Here is a 25481-nt window from a genome sequence, read left to right on the forward strand (position 1 = left end):
TCAGAAGTCCGAATCCGAGGCGGCCGCGTCTATCTCGGCGAGTAGCGGCGCGTCAGGTGCGTCGTCCGGAGTCGGCTCCGCGGCCCGCCGCAGCCGCAGACGGGCCAGGGCCCGAACCCGCTCCCGGACGTCTGGACCTCCGACGTCCGCGGAACCGTTCACACCGAACCCGGGCAGGTACACGTCCACGGACACCCCCGCTTCCGCACCGGGTGGCGCGGCCGACTCACCGAACCAGACATCACCCGACAGTTGCAGCACGACGTCGACGGAACCCGATGCGGTTCCGACGAGGGCGCGGGGGCGGAGGTGCTCCGCCATGGGTTCGGAGACGTCAGGTGCCGCAACGACGCTCACGCGCACCGCGGTGATCCCGGAGGTGCGCACCACCTCCCACGACACCGCGCGCTCCGAGCAGTCGACGAGACCGGGAGGGTACCGGCGCCAGTCGGATCCCGTGATGCCCCGCGCCAGCACGAGGGTGCCCGGCAGCGTCGCGGCCGCGGCGCCCGCAGCGAGCGCATAGTCGTCGGCCCGCCCGGGACGGCCGGCGAGCGCGGGTCCGGTCGGTGCGAGCGCGTCGTCCCCGTCGACGAGCAGATCGCAGTCCTCGACGAGTGTCGCGATCTCGCGGTTCAGCAGTCCCGCGTCGAGCGCTGCGATACCGTCGACCGTCGACGTCGGCCACCACCGCGCCGCCCAGTGCGCGAACGCGAGGCGTCGGGCGGCCGCGGCCACCCGCGGCCGAGCCGGTTCGACCGCGGCCTCGCTCCCGGTCTCGCCCTCGGCCACGGCGAGTGCCACCTCCTCGCCGAACACCGCCCACACCCAGTTCTGCGCCGAGTCGACGTCGTCGATCACCGCGACCGGGACGGTGTGTTCGGCGAACACACTCCACGACAGGTGCCCGCCGAGCACCTCCAGCACGGTCACGTCGATGCCCGGGGCGTCGTCGAGGACGCTCGGTGCGTTCTCTGGGGCGATGATCCAGACCCCGGCGGGGGCGCGGTCGATCCGCACGGTGATGGTGGTCAACTCGCCCTCGATTCGGGGGCATCCGCCGCATCCACGAGCGGAATTGCGCTGAGCGCCTGCTTGACTCGCATCCGGTGGTCGAGGATCACCGACCGCGCCACCCCGTCCAGGAGATCCCACAGTTCGCCCGGTTCGTGGACGGAGAACTCGCGGACGTCCCGGCCGTGCAGGCGGACCCACAGGCGGCGGAGGTAAGGCCGCCACGGCTCGCGGAGTTCGGCGGCGATGACCGCCAGCGGATTCGTGTCGGGCAGCCTCCCCGCTGCGTCGGCGGTCACGGTGAGGCGCCGCGCCTGCAGGACGTACGCCTCGCGTTGCCAGCGACCGTTGATCACCCGGACGGCGGTCGTGTCCGTGGCCGCGGGAGCCGGTACCGTCCCGATCGGGCGGAGACCGGTCGCGAGTGCCGCACCCGTCGTCGCCGCGACCCGCAACGACTCGTCGAGAAGAGCCCAGGGCGAGCAACTTCGGGCGATCTCGGTGGTGACCAGTTCGTGGATCGGCGGTAGCTCCGCACGGTCGGTCGACGCGCGGAGCACCGTGAAGACGCGTTCGTGGACGGAACGGTCGAAGGGCAGCCCGAGCGCCGAGGTGGACGCCGACGTTCCGAGGCGTGGCGGTCCGGGGACGGGATGCACCGTCAGGCCGAACCGGTGAGCCGAGACCTCCGTCGTCCACAACACGATCCCGTGGTGGGTTCCCGCGTGGCCGGCGATCAGGTCGTCGAGGGCGTGCTGTCCGTCGTCACCCTCCTCCTCGAAACGCGCGCCGGGACAGGCGTCGAGAACCGCGGACACATTGTCGGCGTGGTCGCCCGTCGCGGCGCCCGACAGCGGTCGCCGCCCCCACGCGACGTCGATGAGGGCGCTCAGTTCCCGTGCCCGGGCCGGGTCGGTGACGTGGGCCTTCAACGCCTGTGTGGTGCGGCCGGCGGCGACCTCGTGCACGTCGCGCAGCGTGTCCTCGGCGACGGACTCGTCGCGGAGCGGATCGGGTGCGCCCGAACAGGTCGCGAGTTCGAAACACCGCTGGAAGTACAGGTCCTGCGGGTTGCCGTCCGTGATGCGCAGCGCCCGGCGGACCCGTTTGAGCAGGGTGAACCAGGCGGCGGTGGCCCGCAGTACGTCGGCGGAGGCGTGCACCCGGGTGGCGAGCAGCTGCGCCCCGTCGGCCGTGACGATCGGACCGGCGCACAGCGGGTTCTGCACAGGGCGGATGACCAAGGGATCGAGGATCAGTTTCACCGTGCGGCTCAGGGGTCCGCCGTCGGGCCCGCTGAGCGGTTCGACGCCGTCCAGTTCGCGCCACACCTCGTCGAGGACCATCGCCCGCGGTCGCCGAGCAGCCGATGAGCCCCTCGGTCCCGTCCGCATTCGAGCAGGTTACCGCAGGCGCCGCCCGCCGACGCAGCGAGAAATCTGGGATCGGTAGGGCGCGAGAGGTTCCTACCTTTCTCACATCGGCTCCAGTCCGCGAGCCGAAGGAATCGACGACGGGCGCCGAGCGCCCCTCACGAAACGTGAAGGACGGATCATGAACAAGATCGTTCGGACTCAGAAGCGCGTCTACACCGCAGGCATCGTTGCGGCGGCCGCCGTCGCCCTGCTCGTCTCGGGCTGCAGCGACACCGGCGACGGAAGCTCGGAACAGACCGTGGCGAGCCCGGCGGGTGCGTCGGGTGCGTCGGCGGCCGCGGTCGACGGCAAGGCGCTGGACGCGAACTTCGACGCGACCTGCGCCAAGCAGGGCGACACCCTGGCCCTGGCGCTGGCGGACACCGGCAACGCGACGTACGGCGACCTGGCGGTCTCCGCGACGATCACCGGTACCGACACCGTGCAGGCGGTCGGGATCGCCGGCAGCAAGGGCGGGTCGAACGGCCTCCCGTACGCACTCGGCTTCGGGCAGGGCATGCCCGGCGGCTCCGCGAAGGTCGTCAAGGACGGCGACACCTACACCGTCACCGGCGAAGGCGTCGGGGCACCCGACATGAGCAACCCGACCGCGCCGAGTTCGGCGAAATTCGACATCACGTTCGCATGCTCGACCGTCGTGGGCGGCTGAGCCCCCGCCCACCCCGGGACGCGCGCGGAGCCACCTCGAGATCGACCGCTCGGGAGACGTGACGTCCTACGCACATTCCCCGCACGTGAGTGGCGCCGCGCTCCCCGGCACACTGCGCCGCTCACGTACGAAGCGCGTTCGGCCCAGGACGCGGTGAACCGATCCATGATCCGGCAGGGAGAGTGACGGTTCACTGTGTGCCCCGCGGCCGGGTCAGTCCTCGTCCCGGGGCGGAAGTCCCAGCGACCGGACGAGGAGGAGGAGTTGCTCGCGCAGCGGCCCCACGTCGCCGACCGCGGCGGTGAGGGCCGCGTCCTCCTTCTCCAGGGTCAGCAGGTGCCGGTAGATCGCGCGTCCCGACTCGGTAATCGCGACCCGTTTGCGGCGCTCGTCGTTCGGATCGGTCTCCCGGGTGACGTACCCGCCCCGTTCGAGGCGGTCGATGGTGCGGCTGATCGTCTGGTCCGTCACCCGCGACGCCTTCGCGATGTCGCGTTGCGAGGCCGGCCGGCCGGCGATCGTGTGCAGGCAGATCAGTCCCGCGTGGGTCATGTTCTGCGACCGGAGAATGTCCTCCCACGAGTGCTCGACCAGGCGCGCAGCCGTGGACAACAGCCGTCCGGTAGGCCACTGGTCCATGCCGTCGCTCGTCATTTCTTCGCCTCCATTTGCAATTTGCTCAGCATGCTGAACAAAATAGGAACGTCGCAATCCGGACATCCGGTCGTCGAATCGTCCCGCATTGGAGTGCACGTGACCACAACCGCCCGCCCACGCCCGGTTCGTCGACTGCGATGGATTCTGCCAGCCCTGCTGGTGATCGTCTGGCTGGCCGTCGGCGGTTTCGGCGGCCCGTTCGCCGGCAAACTGTCCACCGTCCAGCAGAACGACAGCACCTCCTTCCTGCCCGCGTCGGCCGAGGCCACCGAGGTGTCGGCGCTGCAGAAGGGTTTCACCGACACCCGCTTCGTGCCCGCGATCGTCGTCGCCGAACGGACGTCGGGGATCACCGCCGCCGACACCGAATTCCTCTCGGGCACCGCGGCCTCCTTCGCCGGGTCGGAGGGATTCGGCGACGAGGTGTCACCGCCGATCCCGTCCGCCGACGGGCAGGCGCTGCAGATGTTCGTGCCCGTCGACAGCACCGGGGAGGTCGGCGACAGCGTCACCGAACTGCGCGACGCGCTCGCTGCCGCGCCGGACGGACTCACCGTTCTCGTCACCGGACCCGCCGGTCAGGTCGCGGATCTGTCGGCGGCGTTCGCCGGCATCGACGGACTACTGCTCCTGGTGGCCGGCGTCGTGGTGATCCTCATCCTCATCGTCGTCTACCGCAGCCCGATCCTCCCGTTCGCCGTGATCACGTCCGCCGTCTTCGCGCTGGGACTGTCGAGTCTGCTCGTGTACGTCCTCGCCGATGCCGGCGTGATCGCGCTGAACGGCCAGAGCCAGGGGATCCTCTTCATCCTCGTGTTCGGCGCCGCCACCGACTACGCCCTGCTGCTCGTGTCCCGCTACCGCGAGGAACTGCGGATCGAGCAGGACAAGTACCGCGCCATGCGAACCGCCTGGCGGGCGACACTCGAACCGGTCGCGGCGTCCGCGGGCACCGTCATCGCCGGCGTGCTCTGTCTGCTGCTGTCCGATCTCAACTCCAATCGCGGTCTCGGACCGGTCGCGGCCATCGGCATCGCGGCGTCGTTCGTCGCCTCCATGACGTACCTCCCCGCGGTGCTCGTGCTCTTCGGCCGGGCGGCGTACTGGCCGAGCAGGCCCGCCTTCGACGCACGGCACGCCGAGAAGGACGAGGCCGCCGACCACAAGTTCTGGGCCGCGCTCGCCGCGCGGATCGGCGCACATCCGCGCCGATTCTGGGTCGCGTCCAGCCTGGTGCTGGTGCTCTTCGCGCTCCTGCTTCCTCAGTTCAAGGCCAGCGGCGTCGCGGAGTCCGAAACGTTCCTGCTCGACGTCGATTCCGTTGCGGGCCAGCAGGTCCTCGGCGACCACTTCGACGCCGGCTCCGGTTCGCCGGCGGTGATCATCGCGAACGAGGGCGCCCGCGACGCGGTGGTCGCCGCCGCCCGGGTCGACGGTGTCGGCGACATCACCGTGCTGACCGCCCCCGGCACCCGGGATCCGCTGGTGGTGGACGGCCGGGTGGCGATCGACGCGACCCTGACCGATCCCGCCGACTCCCGCGAGGCCGAAGACACCATCGTCGCGCTCCGCGACGCCGTCCACCCGATCGACGGCGCCGACGCCCTCGTCGGGGGCACCACCGCCACCGATCTCGACACGAAGACGACGTCGACGCGGGACCGCACGCTGATCATCCCCGTCGTCATCCTCGTGGTGTTCGCGATCCTGTGCCTGCTGCTGCGTTCACTGCTCGCGCCGCTGCTGCTGATGGGGACGGTCGTGCTGTCCTTCGCTGCGACCCTGGGTATCTCGTCCCTCGTCTTCGAGCACGTCTTCGGGTTCCCGGGCGCCGACCCCGTCGTCCCGCTGTTCGCGTTCGTGTTCCTCGTCGCCCTCGGAATCGACTACAACATCTTCCTCATGACCCGGGTCCGGGAAGAAGCCCAGCGCATCGGCACCCGCCGCGGCGTGCTGCGCGGTCTGACCGTCACCGGTGGGGTGATCACCTCGGCGGGAGTGGTTCTGGCGGCGACGTTCTCGGCGCTCGCCGTCATTCCGCTGATCTTCCTCGCGCAGATCGCGTTCATCGTCGCCTTTGGTGTTCTCCTCGACGCACTCCTCGTGCGGTCACTCCTGGTGCCCGCCCTCACCGTCGACATCGGGCAGAAGATCTGGTGGCCGAGCACGCTCGCATCGGCACCGGAGCCGGACGAGACCGTCCAGAGGCATGCCGAACGGGCCCGCCTGGGGTCATAGTGGAACGTGATGTGCACACGACGAAAGGAAGATCGTGGACCATAGCGCGCTGTTGACCGACGCCTTCGATCGTATTCAGGAGACCGTGCATTCGACGCTGGCCGATCTGCCCGCGGACGCCCTCACGTTCCGGGTGGACGCGGACGCGAACACCATCGCCTGGCTGATCTGGCATCTCACGCGGGTGCAGGACGATCACGTCGCCGGAGTCGCGGGCACCGAGCAGGTGTGGACGTCCGGCGGGTGGGTGGAGCGCTTCGATCTGCCGTTCCGGGTCGCCGACATCGGCTATGGGCAGTCGTCGGACGAGGTGGCGAAGGTGCGCACCGGGGCGGAACTGCTGCGGGAGTACCACGACGCCGTGCACGATCGCACCGTCGATTACGTCCAGACGATCGGCACGGACGACCTCGACCGGATCGTCGACGAGAATTGGGATCCGCCGGTCACTCTCGGTGTCCGCTTGGTCAGCGTCGTCTCTGACGATCTTCAGCACGCCGGACAGGCGGCATACGTGCGCGGTATCTACGAGCGTCGCTGAGTTGCGGCACCCTCGTTCGCGGCGAGCCACGCCTCCACGCGCCGCCGGGAGCGGCGGCCGACGCGGTCCCGGACGGCCGGACTCACCCGCGCCGCACCGTGCATCGTCCCGTTCCCGGCGAGGGCGAGCGGAACGAACCAGGCAGGCACGACCGGCAGTCCGAGTTCCTGCATGCCCCGCTTGCCGGAGAACATCCGCTGGATGCTGAGCAGGCGCTGGCGGTTGAGTCGGCGTCGCAGGGCCTCCGCGTGCGGGTAGTGGAACGTGGCCCACGACTTCTGCAGTGAGTCGGCCAGCACCCGGGAGTTGTCGTCGGGGCCGGGAGCGAACATCCCGATCTGGCACATGGTGCGGCGCCCGGTGTTCTCGTCGTCGACCAGCCAGTGGTCGTCGATGCCCATCAGCCAGCCGATGTACCGCCACAGGTGCATGACGTCCGCGCCCTCGTCGGCGGAGACCCACACCCCCAGCGAGCGGAGGCCGACGAGGAACGTCGTCGAGAAGAGCGCGAGCGTCCCCGCCTGATCCGACTGGTTGATCGGCATGCCCCAGTCGGACACGTCCCAGTCCTCGTCCTGCAGCAGCGTCAGATTGACGAACGCGTGCATCAACCGGACGTGGACCGACAGTTGCCAGCCGCGGCGGTCACGCTCCAGGCCACCCGGGAGGACGCACTCGTACCACCACCGCACCGTCTCGGCGACCCGCTGACCGGCGCCGTCCCCGACGAGCCTGCCGGTGGCCACGAGTTGGCGGGAGGTGGCGGCGCTGCGGTAGCCGTTCATCAGCGAACCGGTCGCGAGGAGGTCGAGTCCGGTCATCCCGCTGCGCAGGCAGACGGCGGCCCCGCGTTCGAGGCGACGGTCGTCGACCCACGACGGCCGGTGGTCCACCGCGTCGAAGAAGGCGACCAGCGCCGGCGCGGGGTCGGGCACGCTGCCGATGCCGTCGGCGAGTGCCCGGGAGAACTGGGCCATCGTCACGGTCTTGTCGACGAGCACCGCCCGCGCCAGCGCGGCACCGATCTCGTCCTGGCTGACGACCGCCCGGGCGTGGAGTTCCCGCTCCGCCGCGGTGGGCGTCGGATCGCCGTGCACGAACCGCGACAGCGTCCGCATCGAGCGGCGACCCCACTCCGAGTCCATGTCGAAGCGTCGCGGCGGCGTGAAATCGGTGAAGCCGGGGGCGGATTCCCGAGACTGGGTTTCTGTCATGTTCGAGGTACTCGATTCGGTCGTCGAGAGGGGCGTCCTGGTGCCTCAGCCCCGCTCGAGTTGCTGTGAGTTACAGTTCACTCCACCGGATTGGACGGGTACAAGTCGCATTGTGTGACAGGTCGGGAAGGCTGCGCGAATGGGCACTGGCCAGCGGAAAGACCCCTCCCAGCAGCGTTCGCAGGCGACGGTCGCACGCATCCTGTCGGCAACAGGTCAGGTTTTGCGGGCGAAGGGGTACACCGGCTGCAGCACGAACGCCATCGCGGACGCGGCGGGCATCTCGAAGGGATCGGTGTATCAGTACTTCGCGAACAAGGACGAGATCATCGAGGTCCTGATGGACCGGATCATGGAGGAAACCACGGCCGCGTTCGGGGCGCAGCTCGAGCAGTCGGTCGCGGAGGGCACGTTCCTGAAGGACGCCGCCCTGCAGTCCCAGTTCCTCGCCGTCCTGGACGAGTACCGCGACATTCTCGGTTCGCTGCTCAACGATGCCCCGCACCTGGCCCTGGCGGCTCACCGTTCGGTCCGCATCGAGGAACGGTGCCGCGACCTGTTGCGTACGTATGTGACGGTGAATCCGTCCGCGATCGGTCCCGGTGTCGACCTCGACGCGCTGCTGCTGGTGCTCACCGTCAGCTACCGCGAGGTGGGGCTCGAGTACCTTCGCCGGGACCTGCGCGACCGGCGAAACCAGCTGGCCACGGCCCTGTACGACATGACGATGGGCGGCCTTGCCGGGACCGCGGCACGCGGGGTGTAACGAAAAGGGGGCTTCGGGAGAATTACCTGTTGAGCCCATGGTGCTGTCGGACCCCGACCCGGCAGCACCAGGGGCCTTCTTTTTCACCCGGCCGCTCCTACCGACGCCGGCGGGTCGGAGATCCCGGCACCTCCAGCGACACCACCCGCGCGAGTGCGCGCAGATCGCTCTCGATCCTTCGGAACAGCTGGTACACGGCGATGAAGGCGAAGATGCCGCCCAGGCACAGCGCGCGGACCGTCGCGTTCACGGCATCGCCGGTGCTCCCGCCGACGAAGCTGAGCCCGGCGACCCCGATCAGCGGGACGGCAGCGGCGACGGCGAGGTACCGCGGCATGCCCCGGCCGAGGGCCCGGATGTTGCGGCCGTCGCTTCCGCGCAACTCGCCGTGCGACAGCAGGATCGGGCAGAGGCACCGCACCGCGTAGAAGGTGAGGATGAAGAACGGGTAGGCGAGGGCGACCGCCCCGCACACGGCGAGGGACGCGAGGAGTTGCGTGTACGCGCGCAGCGGGATGCCGCCGGCCGTGAGTTCCAGGGCGATCGGGTAGGCGACCCCGGCGACGACCCACAGCCCGAAGCTGACCACCACCGCCCGATGTCCGAGCCCCAGCGTCGTGGCCCGTGCCTTCTCCAGCACCTCGGAACTGTAGGTTCGGCCGTTGCGGAGACCACGTGGCACCGTCAGCGACAGCCGACACCAGTAGACGATGAGAACCGCGCCCAGCGGAAACGCGATACCGCCGATCACCAGGTGCACGAATTCGAGATCCTGCTGCGCCTCGGCGGGCAGCGTCGCGATGATGAGGACCTTGTTGTAGTAGTAGTTGTATCCCGCAGCCAGCAGATTCGGGATGCCGACCGCGGCGAGCACGATGGGCAGCGCCCACCGCCACATCGTCGACCGGACGCTGCCCGGCGCCGGGTCGACCAGGTCGCGGGCGTGCGGGTCGAGGCAGAGCGCGAACTGACGCGTCAGCTTCCGGCCACTCGACCACCGGTCGTCCCGGTCGGGCGCGAGGGACTTCACCAGGATGCGCCGCATCGCTGCCGGACAGTCCTCGGGGAGCGCGGACCGCTCGGGGTCGACGCCCCGGCGCCGCGACTCGAGAAGTACGTGCGGCGACGCGGTTCCGTCGTCGTCCGGGAACGGCCGCGCCCCGGTCAGCAGTTCCCACAGCATGACCCCCAGCGCGAAGATGTCGCTGCGGGTGTCGAGGTCGGAGGCGGTCCGGCGGGTGTCCGGGTCGATCACCTCCAACTGTTCGGGCGACATGTACGCGACGGAGCCGCCGATGAATCCGCCGGCGCCGCGATTCTCGACGCTGTCGCTCGAACTGACGTTGAAATCGGCCAGCTTCGGGATTCCTTCCAGGCCCAGCAGCACGTTCGCGGGTTTGATGTCGCGGTGCAGGACGCCGTGCGCCCGCGCGTAGTCGAGTGCGTCGGCGAGCCGCAGACCGATCCAGGCGACGGTCTCCGGCCACGACAGCGCGGCGATCTCGTCCCGCACACTCGAGTACTCGGGCCGGATCTCGCCCCGCGCCTCGAGGACGCGGTCCACCGAATCGAGCAGCAACTGTCCGGAGCGCTGCTCGGGTGGGGTCTTGCGGACCAGCCGCACCACGTCGAGGAGTGTGCCACCGGGGACGTACTCCATGAACAGCACCCGCAGGCGGCGATCCTCCAGCACCCGCTGGTCGTAGACGCGGACGATGTACGGGTGGTCGAGCTGCGCGAGAGTCTGCGGCTCGTTGCCGATGTTCCGGGAAATCTTCAGCGCCACCCACCGCTGCATCGACCGCTGCCGGGCGAGGAACACCCGCGCGAACGCGCCGTGGCCCAGTTCCATCATCAGATCGAAATCGTCGAGGCGGCCGCCGACGTCGAAGTCGTCGTCCGGGCCGAGTGCCGCGCTCGCCGAGCGCCGGTCCATGCGCCGGTCGTCCTCGAGCAGCGTCTCGAACCGGTCCGCCTGCTGCGGGTACTCGGCGACGTACTCCTCGGGATCGACGTCGGCGCCGCTCCGACTGCGGACCCGGTACTCCAGGTAGACCAGTTCCGGCGGCAGCGGTTCGGCCAGTAGCTCTGGGAATTCGAGGCAGTACTCCGGGATGCGTTTCGGGCAGCCCGACCGCAGCCACCGGTACTCGAGATCCACCTTGATCAACTCGATCAGCGCCGCCCGCCGGATCGCGGCGGTGTCGGGCAGGTACTCGGTGAGTTCGGCCGGCGAACCCGACGACTCCCAATCCGCGACGAGGCGTTCGACGCCACTGTCGACGACGAACACCGGTTCGGCGCCCGACGTCGTCGACGGCGGCAGCTGGGTTTCCTCGCCCAGTTCGGTGGGCGGCCCAGTCGCGACCGTCGAATCACTCGGCGGGCGCTCGGTCATGGCGGTTCGATTCCGGGGGTGCAGAGTCCAGGCGGTGCACGGTGCGTGCACTTGCCAGGGTATTCCGGACGGTGCGTCGAGGGGTGCGGAAAGGCGGTGCCGTCACGCGCTTCGCAGCGACATCTCCGGCGGTTCCGGTGCCTGCGGGTACGTCACGACCGAGGTGAGGATCGGCCGATGCCGGGTGCGCCGGGTGACCATCCGGATCGCCGACGCGAGGACCGGGACGTACACGAGCACGTAGATGTTCTGCAGCAGAAACGCGACCGGCCACGACGGAGGGAACAGGAACAGTCCGACGACGGCGAAGTCCGGGCTCCACCAGTACGGCCACGCGGATGTCGACGCGAACAGCGCGGCGAACGCGAACCACCACCGCCCGGTGTCCGTGACCGCGCGGTGCATCAGGTAGACCATCAGCGGCACCAGCCACACCCAGTGGTGGCTCCACGAAAACGGCGACACCACGGCGGCGGTGAGCCCGCCGAGCACCACCGACAGCAACCGCTCGCCGCGTTCGTACAGGCGAACCGACACGACGAGGCCGACGACGGCGACGGCTCCCGCGAGGATCAGCCACAGCCACGGCGGTACCTGCCCGTCCGTGAGCCGGGTCAGTGTTCCCCGCAACGATTGATTGGAAGGGTGCGCGTCGTCGGCGATGCGGGTGGAGTCGAAGAACGTGCTGGTCCAGTACCGGCGGGAGTCGTCCGGCACGATCACCCAGGCGAACGCCACCGTGCCCGCGAAGACGGACGTCGCGGCCGCGGCCGCCCGCCACTGGCGCAGGGCGAGGAGCTGGACGACGAAGAAGCCGGGGGTCAGTTTGACGGCCGCGCCCAGCCCGATACCCACCCCGCGCAGCACGCTGCGCTCCGGCCGGGAGAAGTCCCAGAGCACCCACATCATCAGCACCAGATTGACCTGGCCGTAGAACAGCGTCGTCCGCACCGGTTCGACGAAGGTGCAGGTCACCGTCGTCAGCGCGGTGACCAGCAGCAGGTGCGGGGTGATCCGGTACCCGAGGATGCGCCAGCACAGGAGGATGCACCCCGCCAGCACACCCAGGTTGAACGCCATCCACAGGTTGTCGACGTACGCGCCGGGTATGCGTTCGAGCGGCACGAACGCGATCGCGGAGAACGGGGTGTAGGTGTAGAGCAACCCCAGCGCGACGGGTCCGATGTACAGCGGCAGGCCGTGCAGCACCCGCCAGCCACCGTCGCGATAGACGTGCAGATCGGCGCCGCCGGCGAACAGCCCGACCTTCGGCGTCCACGGGTCGACGGTGCCGAGCACCGCGACGACGGCCAACGTCGCGCACACCGCGAGCGCCACCACGATCGCCGGGCGGCGAGGAAAGACGCGTGATTCCATCTGCGCCCCCTCGGTGTGCGGACGTGTGCCGACGGCTCCGACGCTAACGGCGCGCGCGAGTTGCCCACCGCGGCGACAGGCGGGTCGTCCGGATTCGTTACCGATCCGTACCGGCGCCGAGACACCGCGAAAACCGTTGACGGAGTGCCACGCACGTGCAACACTGAACCCGATGGTTCAGTATTCGGCTCTTGACGCTACGTTCGCCGCACTCGCAGACCCCACGCGACGTGGGATCCTCCGCCGGCTCGGCGACGGCGCGTGCTCGATCAGCGACCTCGCCGAACTCTTCGAGATGACGCTCACCGGCATCAAGAAGCACGTGCGACTACTCGAAGACGCGGGGATGGTCGTCACTGAGAAACGTGGCCGGGTGCGGTACTGCATGCTGGGGACCAATGCCCTCGAGCGTGAGGTGGCCTGGATCCGCGACTACCAACTGTCGCTCGAAGGGCGCCTGGACCGTCTGGACGAATTTCTCAATCGAACGGAAGGCACGTCATGAGCACCTCGCAGACTCCCACGACCTCCACCGTCTCGACGCCGACGGACCGGGAGATCCACGTCGAACGCGTCTTCAACGCCCCACGCGACCGCGTGTGGGCCGCGTTCACGAAACCCGAACTGCTCGCCCAGTGGTGGGGTCGCGGAAACGAACTCGACGTCGAACGCTGGGAATTCGAGCGCGGCGGACACTGGCGCTTCGTCGAACACGCGGACGGCGAGACCCACGGATTCGAGGGCCGGTTCCGGGAGATCGCCCCGGAGGAGCGCCTGGTGTACACATTCGAATGGGACGGCATGCCGGGCCACGTCATCGTCGAGAACAACACCTACACCGACCTCGGTGACGGGCGCACCAAGCTGTCCGTCGTCAGCCAGTTCCACACCCCCGAAGAACGCGACGGCATGTTGCAGACCGGCATGGAAAGCGGAATGAACGAGAGCTACGCGGCTCTGGATGCGGTTCTGGCGCAGACGAGCTGGTGATCGGTGCCCTCGGGCAATCATCGTTGCGTTTATTTCGTTTGTTCCGTATATTGCGTTTAGGAGGTGCGGTGGTGTCAGGAGCGCATGAGCAGCCCAGCGTTGTCGAGCAGGAGCAGGCCCGACAGGCGCTCAAGTTGCTTCGTGACGTCGATCCCACGGGGGAGACCGTTGATATCACCGTCGCCGGAACCTCGGAGTCGGTTCACCTTCCTCGTGCCGCCCTCGACCTGATTCGCGACGTGCTGGCGAACATGGCCGCAGGGCGGGGTGTAACGGTCGTCCCGGCGCACGCGGAGCTGACCACGCAGCAGGCTGCGCAGATGCTCAACGTCTCGCGCCCGCATGTGATCAAGCTTCTCGACGAGGGGCGCATCGAGTATCGGATGGTCGGACGACATCGGCGGATCCGCGCTACGTCTCTGCTCGCCTATCAGCGGTCGCAGTTGGGAAGTTCCCGCACCGCGGCGGACGAGTTGGCGGCTCTGTCGGAAGACCTCGGACTGTACTGACGTGACGTTCACCGTGTTGTACGACGCGAATGTGCTGTACCCGAATGTGTTGCGTGATGTTCTCATCCGGCTTGCGCAGACCGGCCTGGTGCATGCCCGGTGGACAGACCGGATCCTGGACGAGATGTTCGAGAACTTGGGTGAGGATCGCCCGGATATCCCGGCAGCGGCGTTGGCGAAGCTGCGGGAATTGATGAACAGAGCGGTACCGGACTGCCTGGTCACCGGGTACGAGAGGCTCATTCCTGCCCTCACTCTGCCGGACGAGGATGACCGGCATGTGCTGGCTGCGGCCATCAGATCGGGCGCTCAGGTCATAGTCACAGCAAACCTGCGCGACTTCCCCGACTCCGAGTTGGCGCAGTTCGGCATCGAAGCCAAGCATCCGGACGAGTTCGTGATGGATCTGTTCCACCTCGACGGGGTGCGGGTCCATCAGGCTGTCAGCGCGACAGCAGCGGCGTGGCGCAATCCGCCGGGAACTCCCGCTGATGTGTGTGACCGCCTCGTGGCGGCGGGGCTTCCCATCTCGGCTGCAGCCCTCCGGCGCTGACGCTGAATAATTGGGATCAACGTCGATCACGCTGCGTGTGCAGCCCGCGCAGAGTTCGCCGACTATTCGACGAGCACGCAGCGTGCTCCGCTGAAGATGGTGGGCATGCACTTGTTGCAATGGATGCACAACGATGGAGTGCGCGACTCGGCGCGGATACGGTTCACCAGATCGGGTTCGCGCAGCAACGCGCGGGCCATGGCGACGAATTCGAAGCCCTCGGCCATGGCAGTGTCCATTCCCGCCCGGTCGGTGACTCCGCCGAGCAGGACGAGCGGCAACGCCACGGCCGCGCGGATCTGGCGGGCGTGCTCGAGCATGAACAGGTCGCGGTAGGGGTAGGCGTGGATCAGCGACTTGCCTACCAGTTGCACGCCGAGGCGGACGGGCTGCGGCATGGCGGCGGCGAACTCGCGGACCGGAGCGTCACCCTTGAACAGGTACATCGGATTGAGAAGTGAACTGCCCATAGTGAGTTCGAGGGCGTCGACACTGCCGTCGTGCTCCAGCAGTCGGGCGACCTGGATGGCCTCGTCGAGCCAGAATCCGCCGGGGACGCCGTCGTCCATGTTCAGCTTGGCGAGGATTGCGATCCGCCCGCCGACGGCGTCGCGCACGGTCCGGGCGACGTCCCGCACCACCCGGGCCCGGTTCTCGAGTGATCCGCCGTAGGAATCTGTGCGCCGGTTCAGCTTCGGGCTGAGGAAGGAACTGGCGAAATAGTTGTGGCCGAAGTGGATCTCGACGGCGTCGAAACCGGACTCGACGGCGAGCTGCGCCGCGGTGCCGTGGGCGGCGGTGATCCTGGCGATGTCGGCGGTGGTGGCGCTGCGGATCATCCGCATGCTCAGCGGATTGAACGACCGCGACGGTGCGAGCGCAGGCAGTCCGGTGGACTTCTCGTTCGCGACGGGTCCGGCGTGCCCGAGTTGCGCGGATGCGGCCGCACCCTCGGCGTGGATGGCGTCGGTGAGTCGGCGCAGCCCGGGCACGGCGTCCGGGCGCATCCACAACTGCCCGCGCTCGGTGCGGCCCTCCGGTGCCACGGCGCAGTAGGCCACCGTCGACATCCCGACCCCACCCGCGGCGGGGCGGCGATGGAAATCGATCAGTTCGTCGGTGACCAGGGCGTCGGGGGTGCGGCCCTCGAACGTGGCCGACTTGATGATGCGGTTGCGTATCGTGATGGGGCCCAGCGTGGCTGGAGCGAAAACGTCTGGAGGTGTGGTCATTCCCGGCCCTTCGTCGCGTGCAGCCGACGGTAGGCCGCGGGGACGTTCGGCGACCGGGAGGTGTCCGCTGAGCGGGACACCACCGCACTCTCGCGGACGACCCCTCGACGTCCGTGAGCGTGCGGCGGTGGCCTCTCAGCCGACGGTCTCGGGCAGCTTCTCCGGCGCTTCACCGCTGGTCGTGCCGCGTTGCCGGCGCCCGAGCGCCCAGCAGGCCATTGTGATCGCACACGTGAACGTGAGCGTCGCGAACAGCTGGTTGCGTGCCGCGTCGTCGAACAACGCCAGCACCGCGACCGCGGCCAGCAGCGCGAGTGCGACATACGACAGATACGGGAAGCACCACATCTTCAGCGGCAGATCCGTCCGGCCCGACTTCTCGGCGCGCCGCCGCAGCACGATCTGCGAGACGGTCACGAACGTCCACAACACCAGGATCGTCGAGCCGACCGCGTTGAGCAGCAGCGGGAGAACACGATCCGGTGCCAGGTAGTTGAGGACGACGGTGACGAAACCGAATGCCACCGACGCCAGCACCGCCACGCGGGGAACGCCGTTGCCCGACACCCGGCCGAACACCTTCGCGGCCGCCCCGCGCTCGGACAGCGAGTAGATCATCCGGGAACCGCTGAACAGCATGGCGTTCAGCGACGACAGCAGCGCGATGACCACGACGACGGTCATGACGGCGCCGGCGCCCGGCACGTGCGCGGCGTTCAGGACCGCGACGAACGGACCCGTCGCGAGTTCGCCCGCGGTCCACGGCAGCACCGTCACCATGATCAGGACGGAACCGACGTAGAACACCAGGATCCGCCACACGATCGACCGCACCGCGCGGCTCACGTTGCGCCGGGGCTCCGACGTCTCGGCGGCCGCGATGGCCATCACCTCGGTGCCGCCGAACGCGAAGACCACGATCAGCAGGCCGGCCGCGATGCCGGTGACTCCGGTGGGGGCGAAACCGCCGTGGCCGGTGAGGTTCGACAAACCGGGCGCGTCGAAGCTCGGGATCCAGCCGAGGATCATCGCGCAGCCGACCGCGAGGAACGCGACGATCGCCACGATCTTCAGTGCGGCGAACCAGAATTCGAACTCACCGAAGCGGGAAACGCCCGCCAGGTTCACCGCGGTCAGCACACTCATGTACGCCAGGGCGGCCACCCACTGCGGCACCGCAGGCAGGGAGGCGGCGGTGATCGCCGCCGCCGCGGTCGCTTCCGCGGCGACCACGATGACGACCTGCACCCAGTAGAGCCAGCCGATGGTCCGGCCGGCGATCGGGCCCATCGCCTTCTCGGCGTGCACGGAGAACGCGCCGCTGTCCGGGTCGGCGGCCACCATCTCGCCCATCATCCGCATGACGAGGACGACGAGGAACCCGGCGATGAGGAAGGAGACGAGGACGGCGGGCCCGGCGACGGCGATGCCCGCGCCGGAGCCGACGAACAGTCCGGCACCGATCGCGCCGCCCAGACTCATCATCACCAGCTGCCGCGGTTTCATCACCTGCTGCAGGCGCGTGGTGGATGCCGGTGGGTCGTGAACTGTGTTCATGGGGTCTCCCGTGCCGTCAGACGAGCTGATCGAGTGCGATCTCGAACGCGGTACCGGCGATTCCGGTCGGCTGCGACGAACGCGCGAAGCAACGCTCGAGCGCCGTCGCGACGGTGGCGGAGACGTCGCCGAAGATCGCCTCATCGGACACCTCGATGTCGCCCTCCATCAGCAACGCGAACGCGCGGGCCATGCCGCAGTTGGCGATGAAGTCGGGGACGACGGCGACGCTCTTGTCGGCGTATTCGTAGGTAGGGCCGTAGAAGATCTCGTCGTCCGCGAACGGCACGTTGGCGCCGCTCGCCACCACCTCGAGACCGCCCGCGATCAACCGGTCCACCTGCTCGCGGGTCACGAGGCGCGATGCGGCACAGGGGAGGAAGATCTCGGCGCCGGAACTCCAGATCGTCTCGTTGATCTCCTCGAACGCCGCCATGCCGGCCGCGCGCAGCTCGTTGCCCTCCTTGGCCAGGAACAGCGCGCGGATCTGCTCGAAGTCGTAGCCGTCGGTGTTCGTCAGCCCACCGTTGCGGTCGAGGATGCCGACGATCCGCGCCCCGGACTGCGCCAGGTAGTACGCAGCCGCGGCGCCGACGTTGCCCCAGCCCTGCATGATCACCCGCTTGCCGGCCAGTTCGCCGCCGTAGACCCGGTAATAGTGCCGCACCGATTCGGCGACACCCCAGCCGGTGATCAGATCCGACACCGTGTACTTGGCCTGCGGATCGGGCGTGAACCGCGCATCCTCGACGACCTTCGCGACACCCAGGCGCAGCTGTCCGACCCGCTGCACCCGCTCCCGATCGCTGGCCGCGAAGTGCCCGTTGACGACGCCCTCCTGCGGATGCCACAGCCCGTAGCTCTCGGTGATCGGCACGACCTCGGCCATCTCGTCGACGTTCAGGTCGCCGCCGGTGCCGTAGTACGACTTCAGCAGCGGGGTCACGGCCTTGAACCAGCGGCGCAGCACCTCGTCCTTGCGCGGGTCGGTCGGGTCGAAGTCGATGCCCGACTTCGCGCCGCCGATGGCCGGACCCGAGACGGTGAACTTGACCTCCATCGTCTTCGCGAGCGACTCCACCTCGCGCCGATCGAGACCGCGGCGCATCCGGGTTCCGCCGCCGGCAGCACCGCCGCGCAGGGAGTTGATCACCGTCCACCCGCGGGCGGAGGTCTCCGTGTCGTGCCACTCGAAGACGATCTCGGGGGCCTTCTCTTCGAATCGGGTGAGCAGATTCTTCATGGCTTCTCTCGGTTTCTGGACGGCCGGGGGTCGGGGCGATCCGGCCGGTGTTCCCGGCCGTGCCCGCGCTGTTACGGCGATCACTGTGGTGGGCACCACTCGTGCGCCGCAACCGGCTGCGCAGCAGATAGCCACGATGAACATCACCGAGAAAGAAGTTCGTCGATTTTCTATTCAGTTTGTGCAGCAGAAGCGGTGATCGCGTTGCTAATCCGCGTCTGCGGGCGCGGTGCGGTAGGCCGGTGCCTTCGCCGGACGCGGTCGGTCGAGCGTCCGCAGGAGAGGCATCGACCGGTACGGGACGATCACCGACAACACCATCACGCTGGTGGACCGGGCGACGACGCTCGACTTGTTCAGATCGATCAGCGTCTGCTGCAGCCCGAGGTGGGAGCCGGCGGCGATGCGGCACAGGATGTCGCCGGAACCGGTGGTCGCGAAGGCCTCGAGCACCCCGGGGATCGATTCGAGTTCCGACGTCACCGAGTCGAGTGCGCCCTGCGCCGTCTCCAGCGTGACGAACGCCTGCACGTCGAACCCCGCGGCGGCGATGTCGAGGCGCGGCTCGTACCCGGCGATCACGCCCGACTCCTCGAGTTTGCGCACCCGCGCCTGCACGGTGGCCCGCGCGACCTTGATCCGGCGCGACAGCTCCAGCACGCCGGCCTTCGGGTCGTCGTGCATGGCGTCGAGGAGGGCGAAGTCGAGCTCGTCCAACTGCACTGCGTCCTTCATGGCCAGACCTCTCCGAACGAATTCAACTAGTCCGACTGTATAAGAAATCCGTCCTCGAGGCGCCCGAAGGTGGCACCGCGGCTAGATTCTGCTGGCTCGGTTGCCTATGTGGCCGGTCTGGGTTTTCGTAGTGACCCACACAACAGGCCAAGCCCTCCGTCCCCGAAACAGGAAGACAGCGATGACGATCGAGCAGACTCTCACCGACAAGGAACGCCTGGCAGGTCTCGACCTCGGCCAGCTCGAACAGCTGGTCGGGCTCGTCGAATACGACGGCACCCGCGACCCGTTCCCGGTCAGCGGCTGGGACGCCGTCGTCTGGGTGGTCGGCAACGCCACCCAGACCGCCCACTACTTCCAGTCCGCGTTCGGGATGACCCTCGTCGCCTACTCCGGACCGACCACCGGCAACCGCGACCACCACAGCTTCGTCCTCGAATCCGGCGCCGTCCGCTTCGTGATCAACGGCGCCGTCGACCCGGGCAGCCCGCTGATCGAGCACCACCGCACCCACGGCGACGGCGTCGTCGACATCGCCCTCGCCGTCCCCGACGTCGACAAGTGCATCGCCCACGCCCGCACCCAGGGCGCCACCGTCCTGGACGAGCCCCACGACGTCACCGACGAGCACGGCACCGTCCGGATCGCCGCGATCGCCACCTACGGCGACACCCGCCACACCCTCGTCGACCGCAGCAACTACACCGGCCCCTACCTGCCCGGCTACCAGCCGCGCACCTCCACCCACACCAAACGGGACGGCGCCCCCAAGCGCCTGTTCCAGGCCCTCGACCACGTCGTCGGCAACGTCGAACTCGGCAGGATGGACCACTGGGTCGACTTCTACAACCGGGTCATGGGCTTTACGAACATGGCCGAATTCGTCGGCGAGGACATCGCCACCGACTACTCCGCCCTGATGAGCAAGGTCGTCTCCAACGGCAACCACCGGGTGAAGTTCCCCCTCAACGAACCCGCCATCGCCAAGAAACGCTCCCAGATCGACGAGTACCTCGACTTCTACCGCGGCCCCGGCGCCCAGCACCTGGCCCTGGCCACGAACGACATCCTCACCGCGGTGGACCGGTTGACCGCCGAGGGTGTGGAGTTCCTGGCCACCCCGGACTCCTACTACGAGGATCCCGAACTGCGGGCCCGGATCGGCAACGTCCGCGCCCCGATCGAGGAGTTGCAGAAACGCGGCATCCTCGTCGACCGGGACGAGGACGGCTACCTGCTGCAGATCTTCACCAAACCCCTCGTCGACCGGCCCACCGTGTTCTTCGAACTCATCGAACGCCACGGCTCCCTCGGCTTCGGCATCGGCAACTTCAAAGCCCTCTTCGAGGCCATCGAACGCGAACAAGCCGCCCGCGGAAACTTCTGAGCGAGAGCCGATGAGCGGGTGCGGCGACTTTCCCGCGGGATCGGTGCCGTCGCGAATACGATGACGCCATGAGCCCTACCGAGGCAGTGGTGGCCGGGGCCGGGCCGACCGGTCTCACGCTCGCTCTGGAACTGGCGCGGCGTGGCGTCGAAGTGCGGATCCTCGACAAGTCTCCCGAGCCGTTCCCGGGTTCGCGCGGAAAGGGATTGACCGCGCGCAGTCAGGAAGTGATGGACGATCTCGGTATCGTCGACGAGGTCGTCGAGGCCGGGTTCCGGCACCTCCCCAACCGGGTCGCGGTGCGCGGCCGGGTGGTGGGCGACAGCGACCCGCACGCAGACCTGAGCCCCACACCCGACCGGCCCTACGAGAGCGGGTTGATGATCCCGCAGTGGCGGACCGAGCAGATCCTGCGAGAGCGGCTCTCCGAGTTCGGTATCGACGTGGAGCGCGGCGTCGAGGTGGTGGGTTTCGAGCAGACCACCGACAAGGTGACCGTCCGGCTCGCCGGCGGCGGGACCGTCATGGCGCGTTACCTCGTCGGCTGCGACGGCGGACGCAGCACGGTGCGCAAGGCGCTCGGGGTGTCGTTCGAGGGGACGGGCGGTATCGAGGGCATGCTCCTCGGTGACGTGTCCGTCGACGGCCTGACCCCCGATCACTGGTACCAGTGGTCGCACCCCGAGAAGGGATTCGTCGCGCTGTGCCCGTTCCGTGGAATCAACTCCTGGCAGTTCCAGGGAGTGCCGTTCGCGGACTTCGACGAGGACGGGAACCTGCCAGCGCCGTCGCTCGAGTACTTCCAGCGAGTGCTCGACGACATCGCCTGCGATCCCGGCGTGCGACTGTCCGCGCCGACGTGGCTGTCCACCTGGCACGTGAACGTGCGCATGGTGGACCGCTTCCGAGACGGCCGGGTGTTCCTCGCCGGCGACGCCGCGCACGTTCATCCGCCCGCCGGTGGGCTCGGGATGAACACCGGGATCCAGGACGCCTACAACCTCGGCTGGAAACTCGCGCTCGTCCTGGCCGGGTCCGCGGATCCGTCGCTCCTCGACACGTATCAGGAGGAGCGGTTGCCGCTCGCCCGCTGGACGCTCGGGGTGAGCAGCGCGGGGCTGCAGAAGGTCACCGACAACCTCGGACGCGAGGACTCATCGGGGTTCGCCGGCGCGGCAACCGAGGACGGCCAGCAACTCGGGCTGGGCTACCCGTGGAGTTCGCTGTCCCGGGACGGGGACGTGACGACGGGCGTCCGCGCCGGTGACCGCGCACCCGACGCGCCGTGCCTGAGCCCGGACGGCTCCCCGCTGCGACTGTTCGACGTCCTCCGCGGCACGCACTTCACAGTTCTCGGGTTCGACGGCGGGCCCCGGCACAGCCTGCAGACCCTGGCCGAAGACGCACCCGACGACGTGAAATACGTGGTGGTGGCAGATTCCCGCGGCCCCGGCGTGGACGTCGTCGACGACCGCGGTTTCGCGCGTAGCGCCTACGGGGCACACGGTGGCACGCTGGTGGTGGTGCGCCCCGACGGTTACGTCGCGCTCACCGCCCCGGCCACCGCGACCGACGACGTCATCGACTACCTCGGCTGCTTGGTGGGGAGATCGTGACGGAAGGCTGAACGATGCGTCACAAGGACGAGGAACTCGACTACGACGAGGCCGACCTCGAGGTCGGGCACCCGAAGGATCATGCGGCCGGGCCGACCGCTGTCGCGGTGTCGATGAAACGCGCGCTCGAACAGATGGGTGTGGTCCGCACCGCCGAGACGTTGCTCCGGCTGAACCAGGCCGAGGGCTTCGACTGCATGAGTTGCGCCTGGCCCGACCCCGACCCGGGGCACCGCCACGCCGCCGAGTTCTGCGAGAACGGCGCCAAGGCGGTGGCGGAGGAGGCGACGCGGGACCGGGCGACCCCCGAATTCTTCGCCCGCCACAGTATCGCCGAACTCGACTGCCACAGCGAGCACTGGCTGGGGCAGCAGGGCCGGATCACGCATCCGATGGTGAAGCGGCCCGGCGGAACCCACTACGAGCCCATCGACTGGGACGAGGCCTTCGCGCTGATCGGTGAGCAGTTGAACGCCCTGGACAGCCCGGACGAGGCGATCTTCTACACGTCCGGCCGGGCGTCGAACGAGGCCGCGTTCGCGTACCAGCTGTTCGTCCGCGCGTTCGGGACGAACAATCTGCCCGACTGTTCCAACATGTGCCACGAATCGACCAGCATCGCGCTGCAGGAGTCGATCGGCATCGGTAAGGCGAGCGTCACGATGGACGACGTGTATCAGGCGAAACTCATTGTCTTGCAGGGGCAGAATCCGGGAACCAACCATCCGCGGATGCTGTCGGCGCTGGAGAAGGCCAAGCAGAACGGCGCGAAGATCCTGTCGATCAACCCGCTGCGCGAGGCGGGGCTCGTCAACTTCAAGAATCCGCAGACGCCCCGCGGCATGGTGGGTCCGGGCACCGACCTGTCCGACCTGCATCTGCCCATCGCGCTGAACGGCGACCTCGCGCTGCTCCAGGCGTTCGGCTCGCTGCTGGTCGAATGGGACGCCCTCGACCACGACTTCATCGACCGGTACACGATCGGATTCGAGCTGTGGAAGCAGCAGGTCACCGACCTCGACTGGGGCGTCGTCACCCGGACGACCGGGCTGTCGCGGGAACAGATCACCGACGCGGCCCGGATGCTGCGCGATTCCGACGCCACCGTGTTCTGCTGGGCGATGGGGCTCACCCAGCACCACAACGCGGTGGCGACCATCAAGGAAGTCGCGAATCTCGCTTTCGCGCAGGGCAACATCGGAAGGCCAGGCGCCGGGCTGCTGCCGGTGCGCGGACACTCGAACGTGCAGGGTGACCGCACGATGGGGATCTGGGAGCGTCCGCCGCGGCATTTCCTGGACGCGCTCGCGAAGGAGTTCGACTTCGACCCGCCCCGCGAGAACGGCTACGACACCGTCGATTCGATCCGGGCCATGCGTGACGGCAAGGCTCATTTCTTTCTCGGACTGGGCGGCAACTTCGTCCAGGCCGCCCCGGACACCGACGTCACCGCCGCCGCCCTGCGCAACACCCGGATGACGGTGCACGTCTCGACGAAGATCAACCGGTCGCATCTCGTGTGCGGCGACACGGCCCTGATCCTGCCGACGCGGGGACGCACCGAGCAGGACGTCCAGGCCGGTGGGCCGCAGTTCATCTCCGTCGAAGACTCGGTGTGCTCGGTCCACGCCTCCCGCGGTCCACTGAAACCCGCAAGCCCCCACCTCGATTCGGAGGTGGGGATCGTCACGCGCATCGCCGAGGCGACGATCGGCGACCGCTACGGCATCGAGTGGAAGAAGATGCGGGACGAGTACGCGAACATCCGCCTGCACATCTCGCGGGTGGTGCCGGGATGCGAAGGGTACGAGGTGAACGTCCGCAAGCCGGGCGGGTTCGTCCTGCCGCACCCGCCGCGCGACTCCCGGACGTTCCCCACCCACTCGGGGCGCGCCGAATTCGCGGTGTCCCCGATCGACGTGCTGCAGGTGCCCCCGCGGCACGTGATCCTGCAGACCATCCGCAGCCACGACCAGTTCAACACCACGATCTACGGGTTCAGCGATCGGTACCGCGGCATCGAGGGCGGGCGCCGCGTGATCTTCCTGCACCGCGACGACATCGCGGCCCTCGGCTTCGACGACGGCGACATGGTCGACCTCTTCACCCACTGGGACGGCGACGACCGCGTCCGCTGCGCCCACGACTTCCGGATCGTCGAGTACGACACACCCCGGGGGTCGGCCGCCGCCTACTATCCGGAGACCAATCCGCTGGTGCCGCTCGATTCCACGGCGACCGGCAGCAACTGTCCCACGTCGAAGTCCGTCGTCGTCTCGCTGGAACACGCGGGCAAGTACAGCGCCGAATGCCCACCTGGTGCGACCCAGGACGCGGTCGGATCGGACCAGGTCCACAAGTCGCACCCCCAACCGAAGCACCTCTCCTGACGTGAGCGGCAAAGTGTGCCCCGGTACGCTTTCCCACTCACCTGCGCAGGTGAGTGGGAAAGCGTGCCCGGGTACGCCTTGCCACTCACGTGCGGGGGAGGCTCAGCCCCTGTCCCGGTCACGGAGGTAGGCGGCCAACGGCGCGTGGCGTTGTATGCGTGACAGGGCGATTCGCCGCGCCACCACCCACATCAGCGCGGAGATGACGACCGCGAGGACGACGCACAGCGCGAAGTCCGCGGTACCCATCCGCGTGTGTACGTCATCCGGACGGACGAGGTTCCACAGCACGACCGGGACGACGGCGATCGCCGCCGAGAACGCGGGGAACACCCCGTACGGCACCACCAGCAGGATCAGCCACCGGACGACGACGGTGCGCCACCGGGCACGGTGTTCCCACCGCCACCGCAGCGACCGCTGGTGGTACGGAAAGTAGACCCCGACCAGGCTCGACGCGGCAAGCGCACCGAACGGGCACAGGGCCACCGCGACCACCACCACCGCGGTGAACAGCCAGTCCTGCTCGGCGAAACCCACGACGATCGCGATGGTCGCGCAGATCGGGGCGATCAGCATCCACAACGCCACCGCCTTGGCACCGAGCATCGCACCCAGCGCGTCTCGGTCGTCGAGTGCGGCGAGAACACGCTCACTGTCCGGTGCCAGGACGTTGGTGGCGGTGACGTCGGCGTACATCCAGCCGGCCAGGGCGAGCGCGAAACCCGACGGCCCGGTCCACTCGAACAACCAGCTCCGGGGCAGCAGGAACCAGGCCCCGATCATCAGGACGGCATTGAACGCAACGGTGGCGAGGGTGTCTGCCGGGTTGCGCCAGATTCTGATCCACTCCGCGCGAAGAGCGGCCATGACATTGAGCGTAAAGCGTCGGGAGGGCCGTCGTAGCCGGTCGGCAGGATCCCGGACGATCGGGACGCCGGTCCCTTCCGCCCGGGACACCGGGTCGGCGACAGTGGTC

At 68.6% G+C, this 25481-nt stretch carries 23 protein-coding genes; 12 read left to right on the forward strand and 11 right to left on the reverse strand.

All coding sequences use genetic code 11. From position 1 onward, the window contains the following. Positions 1-1035 (reverse strand): hypothetical protein, encoded by a 1035-nt coding sequence (locus ACFU5V_RS07170; RefSeq protein ID WP_378429934.1) that lies wholly within the window; start codon positions 1033-1035, stop codon positions 1-3. Then, the gene (locus ACFU5V_RS07175) at positions 1032-2360 is read right to left on the reverse strand and encodes a hypothetical protein (protein WP_378698423.1); all 1329 of its coding nucleotides are present in this window, start codon (positions 2358-2360) and stop codon (positions 1032-1034) included. Before ACFU5V_RS07175 ends, ACFU5V_RS07170 begins: the two co-directional genes overlap by 4 nt. Positions 2361-2568: 208 nt before the next feature. Here ACFU5V_RS07175 and ACFU5V_RS07180 point away from each other — a divergent pair, with 208 nt between their 5' ends. Continuing rightward, the gene (locus ACFU5V_RS07180) at positions 2569-3099 is read left to right on the forward strand and encodes a lipoprotein LpqH (RefSeq protein ID WP_378429935.1); all 531 of its coding nucleotides are present in this window, start codon (positions 2569-2571) and stop codon (positions 3097-3099) included. A gap of 213 nt (positions 3100-3312) precedes the next feature. Here ACFU5V_RS07180 and ACFU5V_RS07185 read toward each other — a convergent pair whose 3' ends face one another. Continuing rightward, positions 3313-3753: a MarR family winged helix-turn-helix transcriptional regulator gene (locus ACFU5V_RS07185; protein ID WP_378697979.1), complete on the reverse strand. Its 441-nt coding sequence runs from the start codon at positions 3751-3753 to the stop codon at positions 3313-3315. A gap of 99 nt (positions 3754-3852) precedes the next feature. Here ACFU5V_RS07185 and ACFU5V_RS07190 point away from each other — a divergent pair, with 99 nt between their 5' ends. Next, positions 3853-5994 (forward strand): MMPL family transporter, encoded by a 2142-nt coding sequence (locus tag ACFU5V_RS07190; RefSeq protein WP_378697981.1) that lies wholly within the window; start codon positions 3853-3855, stop codon positions 5992-5994. Between the two features lie 34 nt (positions 5995-6028). Further along, complete coding sequence (locus tag ACFU5V_RS07195) at positions 6029-6535, forward strand: DUF664 domain-containing protein (protein ID WP_378429938.1); 507 nt, start codon at positions 6029-6031, stop codon at positions 6533-6535. On the opposite strand, the gene ACFU5V_RS07200 is transcribed toward ACFU5V_RS07195, so the two are convergent. Then, positions 6520-7749 carry an oxygenase MpaB family protein gene (locus ACFU5V_RS07200; protein WP_378697983.1) on the reverse strand — a complete coding sequence of 410 codons (1230 nt, stop codon included), beginning with the start codon at positions 7747-7749 and terminating at the stop codon, positions 6520-6522. The two genes, ACFU5V_RS07195 and ACFU5V_RS07200, sit on opposite strands and share 16 nt — an antisense overlap. A gap of 139 nt (positions 7750-7888) precedes the next feature. On the opposite strand from ACFU5V_RS07200, the gene ACFU5V_RS07205 reads away from it, so the two are divergent. After that, positions 7889-8515 (forward strand): TetR/AcrR family transcriptional regulator, encoded by a 627-nt coding sequence (locus tag ACFU5V_RS07205; RefSeq protein ID WP_378697985.1) that lies wholly within the window; start codon positions 7889-7891, stop codon positions 8513-8515. Between the two features lie 97 nt (positions 8516-8612). On the opposite strand, the gene ACFU5V_RS07210 is transcribed toward ACFU5V_RS07205, so the two are convergent. Next, entirely contained in the window at positions 8613-10913 is a 2301-nt protein-coding gene (locus tag ACFU5V_RS07210; protein WP_378697988.1) for a serine/threonine-protein kinase, read from the reverse strand. A gap of 102 nt (positions 10914-11015) precedes the next feature. Further along, entirely contained in the window at positions 11016-12290 is a 1275-nt protein-coding gene (locus tag ACFU5V_RS07215) for a glycosyltransferase 87 family protein (protein ID WP_378697990.1), read from the reverse strand. A 172-nt stretch (positions 12291-12462) separates the two neighbouring features. Between ACFU5V_RS07215 and ACFU5V_RS07220 the strand changes: the two genes are divergently transcribed. The 4 genes from ACFU5V_RS07220 to ACFU5V_RS07235 all read left to right on the forward strand — a co-directional run bounded on the left by ACFU5V_RS07220 (position 12463) and on the right by ACFU5V_RS07235 (position 14342). Beyond that, positions 12463-12795, forward strand: a complete 333-nt coding sequence (locus tag ACFU5V_RS07220; protein ID WP_378697992.1) for an ArsR/SmtB family transcription factor — start codon at positions 12463-12465, stop codon at positions 12793-12795. Beyond that, positions 12792-13280 carry an SRPBCC family protein gene (locus tag ACFU5V_RS07225; RefSeq protein ID WP_378697994.1) on the forward strand — a complete coding sequence of 163 codons (489 nt, stop codon included), beginning with the start codon at positions 12792-12794 and terminating at the stop codon, positions 13278-13280. The genes ACFU5V_RS07220 and ACFU5V_RS07225 overlap by 4 nt, the downstream gene beginning before the upstream one ends. A 71-nt stretch (positions 13281-13351) precedes the next feature. Then, positions 13352-13789, forward strand: a complete 438-nt coding sequence (locus ACFU5V_RS07230) for a helix-turn-helix domain-containing protein (protein ID WP_124391397.1) — start codon at positions 13352-13354, stop codon at positions 13787-13789. Position 13790: 1 nt separating this feature from the next. Continuing rightward, complete coding sequence (locus ACFU5V_RS07235; protein ID WP_378697996.1) at positions 13791-14342, forward strand: PIN domain-containing protein; 552 nt, start codon at positions 13791-13793, stop codon at positions 14340-14342. A gap of 62 nt (positions 14343-14404) precedes the next feature. Here ACFU5V_RS07235 and ACFU5V_RS07240 read toward each other — a convergent pair whose 3' ends face one another. The 3 genes from ACFU5V_RS07240 to ACFU5V_RS07250 all read right to left on the reverse strand — a co-directional run bounded on the left by ACFU5V_RS07240 (position 14405) and on the right by ACFU5V_RS07250 (position 18374). Then, positions 14405-15574: an NADH:flavin oxidoreductase gene (locus ACFU5V_RS07240; RefSeq protein WP_378697998.1), complete on the reverse strand. Its 1170-nt coding sequence runs from the start codon at positions 15572-15574 to the stop codon at positions 14405-14407. A 135-nt stretch (positions 15575-15709) separates the two neighbouring features. Next, positions 15710-17131 carry an amino acid permease gene (locus tag ACFU5V_RS07245; protein WP_378698000.1) on the reverse strand — a complete coding sequence of 474 codons (1422 nt, stop codon included), beginning with the start codon at positions 17129-17131 and terminating at the stop codon, positions 15710-15712. Between the two features lie 16 nt (positions 17132-17147). Then, entirely contained in the window at positions 17148-18374 is a 1227-nt protein-coding gene (locus tag ACFU5V_RS07250) for a Glu/Leu/Phe/Val dehydrogenase dimerization domain-containing protein (protein ID WP_378429949.1), read from the reverse strand. Between ACFU5V_RS07250 and ACFU5V_RS07255 the strand changes: the two genes are divergently transcribed. Next, a complete protein-coding gene (locus ACFU5V_RS07255; protein WP_378429950.1) occupies positions 18373-18573 on the forward strand; it encodes a hypothetical protein in 201 nt (66 codons plus the stop codon). The genes ACFU5V_RS07250 and ACFU5V_RS07255 overlap by 2 nt on opposite strands. 8 nt (positions 18574-18581) lie before the next feature. Here ACFU5V_RS07255 and ACFU5V_RS07260 read toward each other — a convergent pair whose 3' ends face one another. Beyond that, a complete protein-coding gene (locus ACFU5V_RS07260) occupies positions 18582-19109 on the reverse strand; it encodes an Lrp/AsnC family transcriptional regulator (RefSeq protein ID WP_072944431.1) in 528 nt (175 codons plus the stop codon). Positions 19110-19290: 181 nt separating this feature from the next. Here ACFU5V_RS07260 and hppD point away from each other — a divergent pair, with 181 nt between their 5' ends. The 3 genes from hppD (at position 19291) to ACFU5V_RS07275 (ending at position 24502) form a co-directional block, all read left to right on the forward strand. Then, on the forward strand, positions 19291-20496 hold the full coding sequence (gene hppD / locus ACFU5V_RS07265; RefSeq protein ID WP_378698002.1) for a 4-hydroxyphenylpyruvate dioxygenase: 1206 nt from the start codon (positions 19291-19293) through the stop codon (positions 20494-20496). 68 nt (positions 20497-20564) lie between these two features. Then, positions 20565-22112, forward strand: coding sequence for an FAD-dependent oxidoreductase (locus ACFU5V_RS07270; protein ID WP_378698004.1), 1548 nt, complete (start codon positions 20565-20567; stop codon positions 22110-22112). Between the two features lie 14 nt (positions 22113-22126). Further along, positions 22127-24502: an FdhF/YdeP family oxidoreductase gene (locus ACFU5V_RS07275; protein ID WP_378698006.1), complete on the forward strand. Its 2376-nt coding sequence runs from the start codon at positions 22127-22129 to the stop codon at positions 24500-24502. 102 nt (positions 24503-24604) lie between these two features. Here ACFU5V_RS07275 and ACFU5V_RS07280 read toward each other — a convergent pair whose 3' ends face one another. Next, the gene (locus ACFU5V_RS07280) at positions 24605-25372 is read right to left on the reverse strand and encodes a hypothetical protein (RefSeq protein WP_378698008.1); all 768 of its coding nucleotides are present in this window, start codon (positions 25370-25372) and stop codon (positions 24605-24607) included. Positions 25373-25481: the final 109 nt, after the last annotated feature.

Source organism: Rhodococcus sp. NPDC057529 (assembly GCF_042802055.1).
Classification (GTDB): domain Bacteria; phylum Actinomycetota; class Actinomycetes; order Mycobacteriales; family Mycobacteriaceae; genus Rhodococcus_F.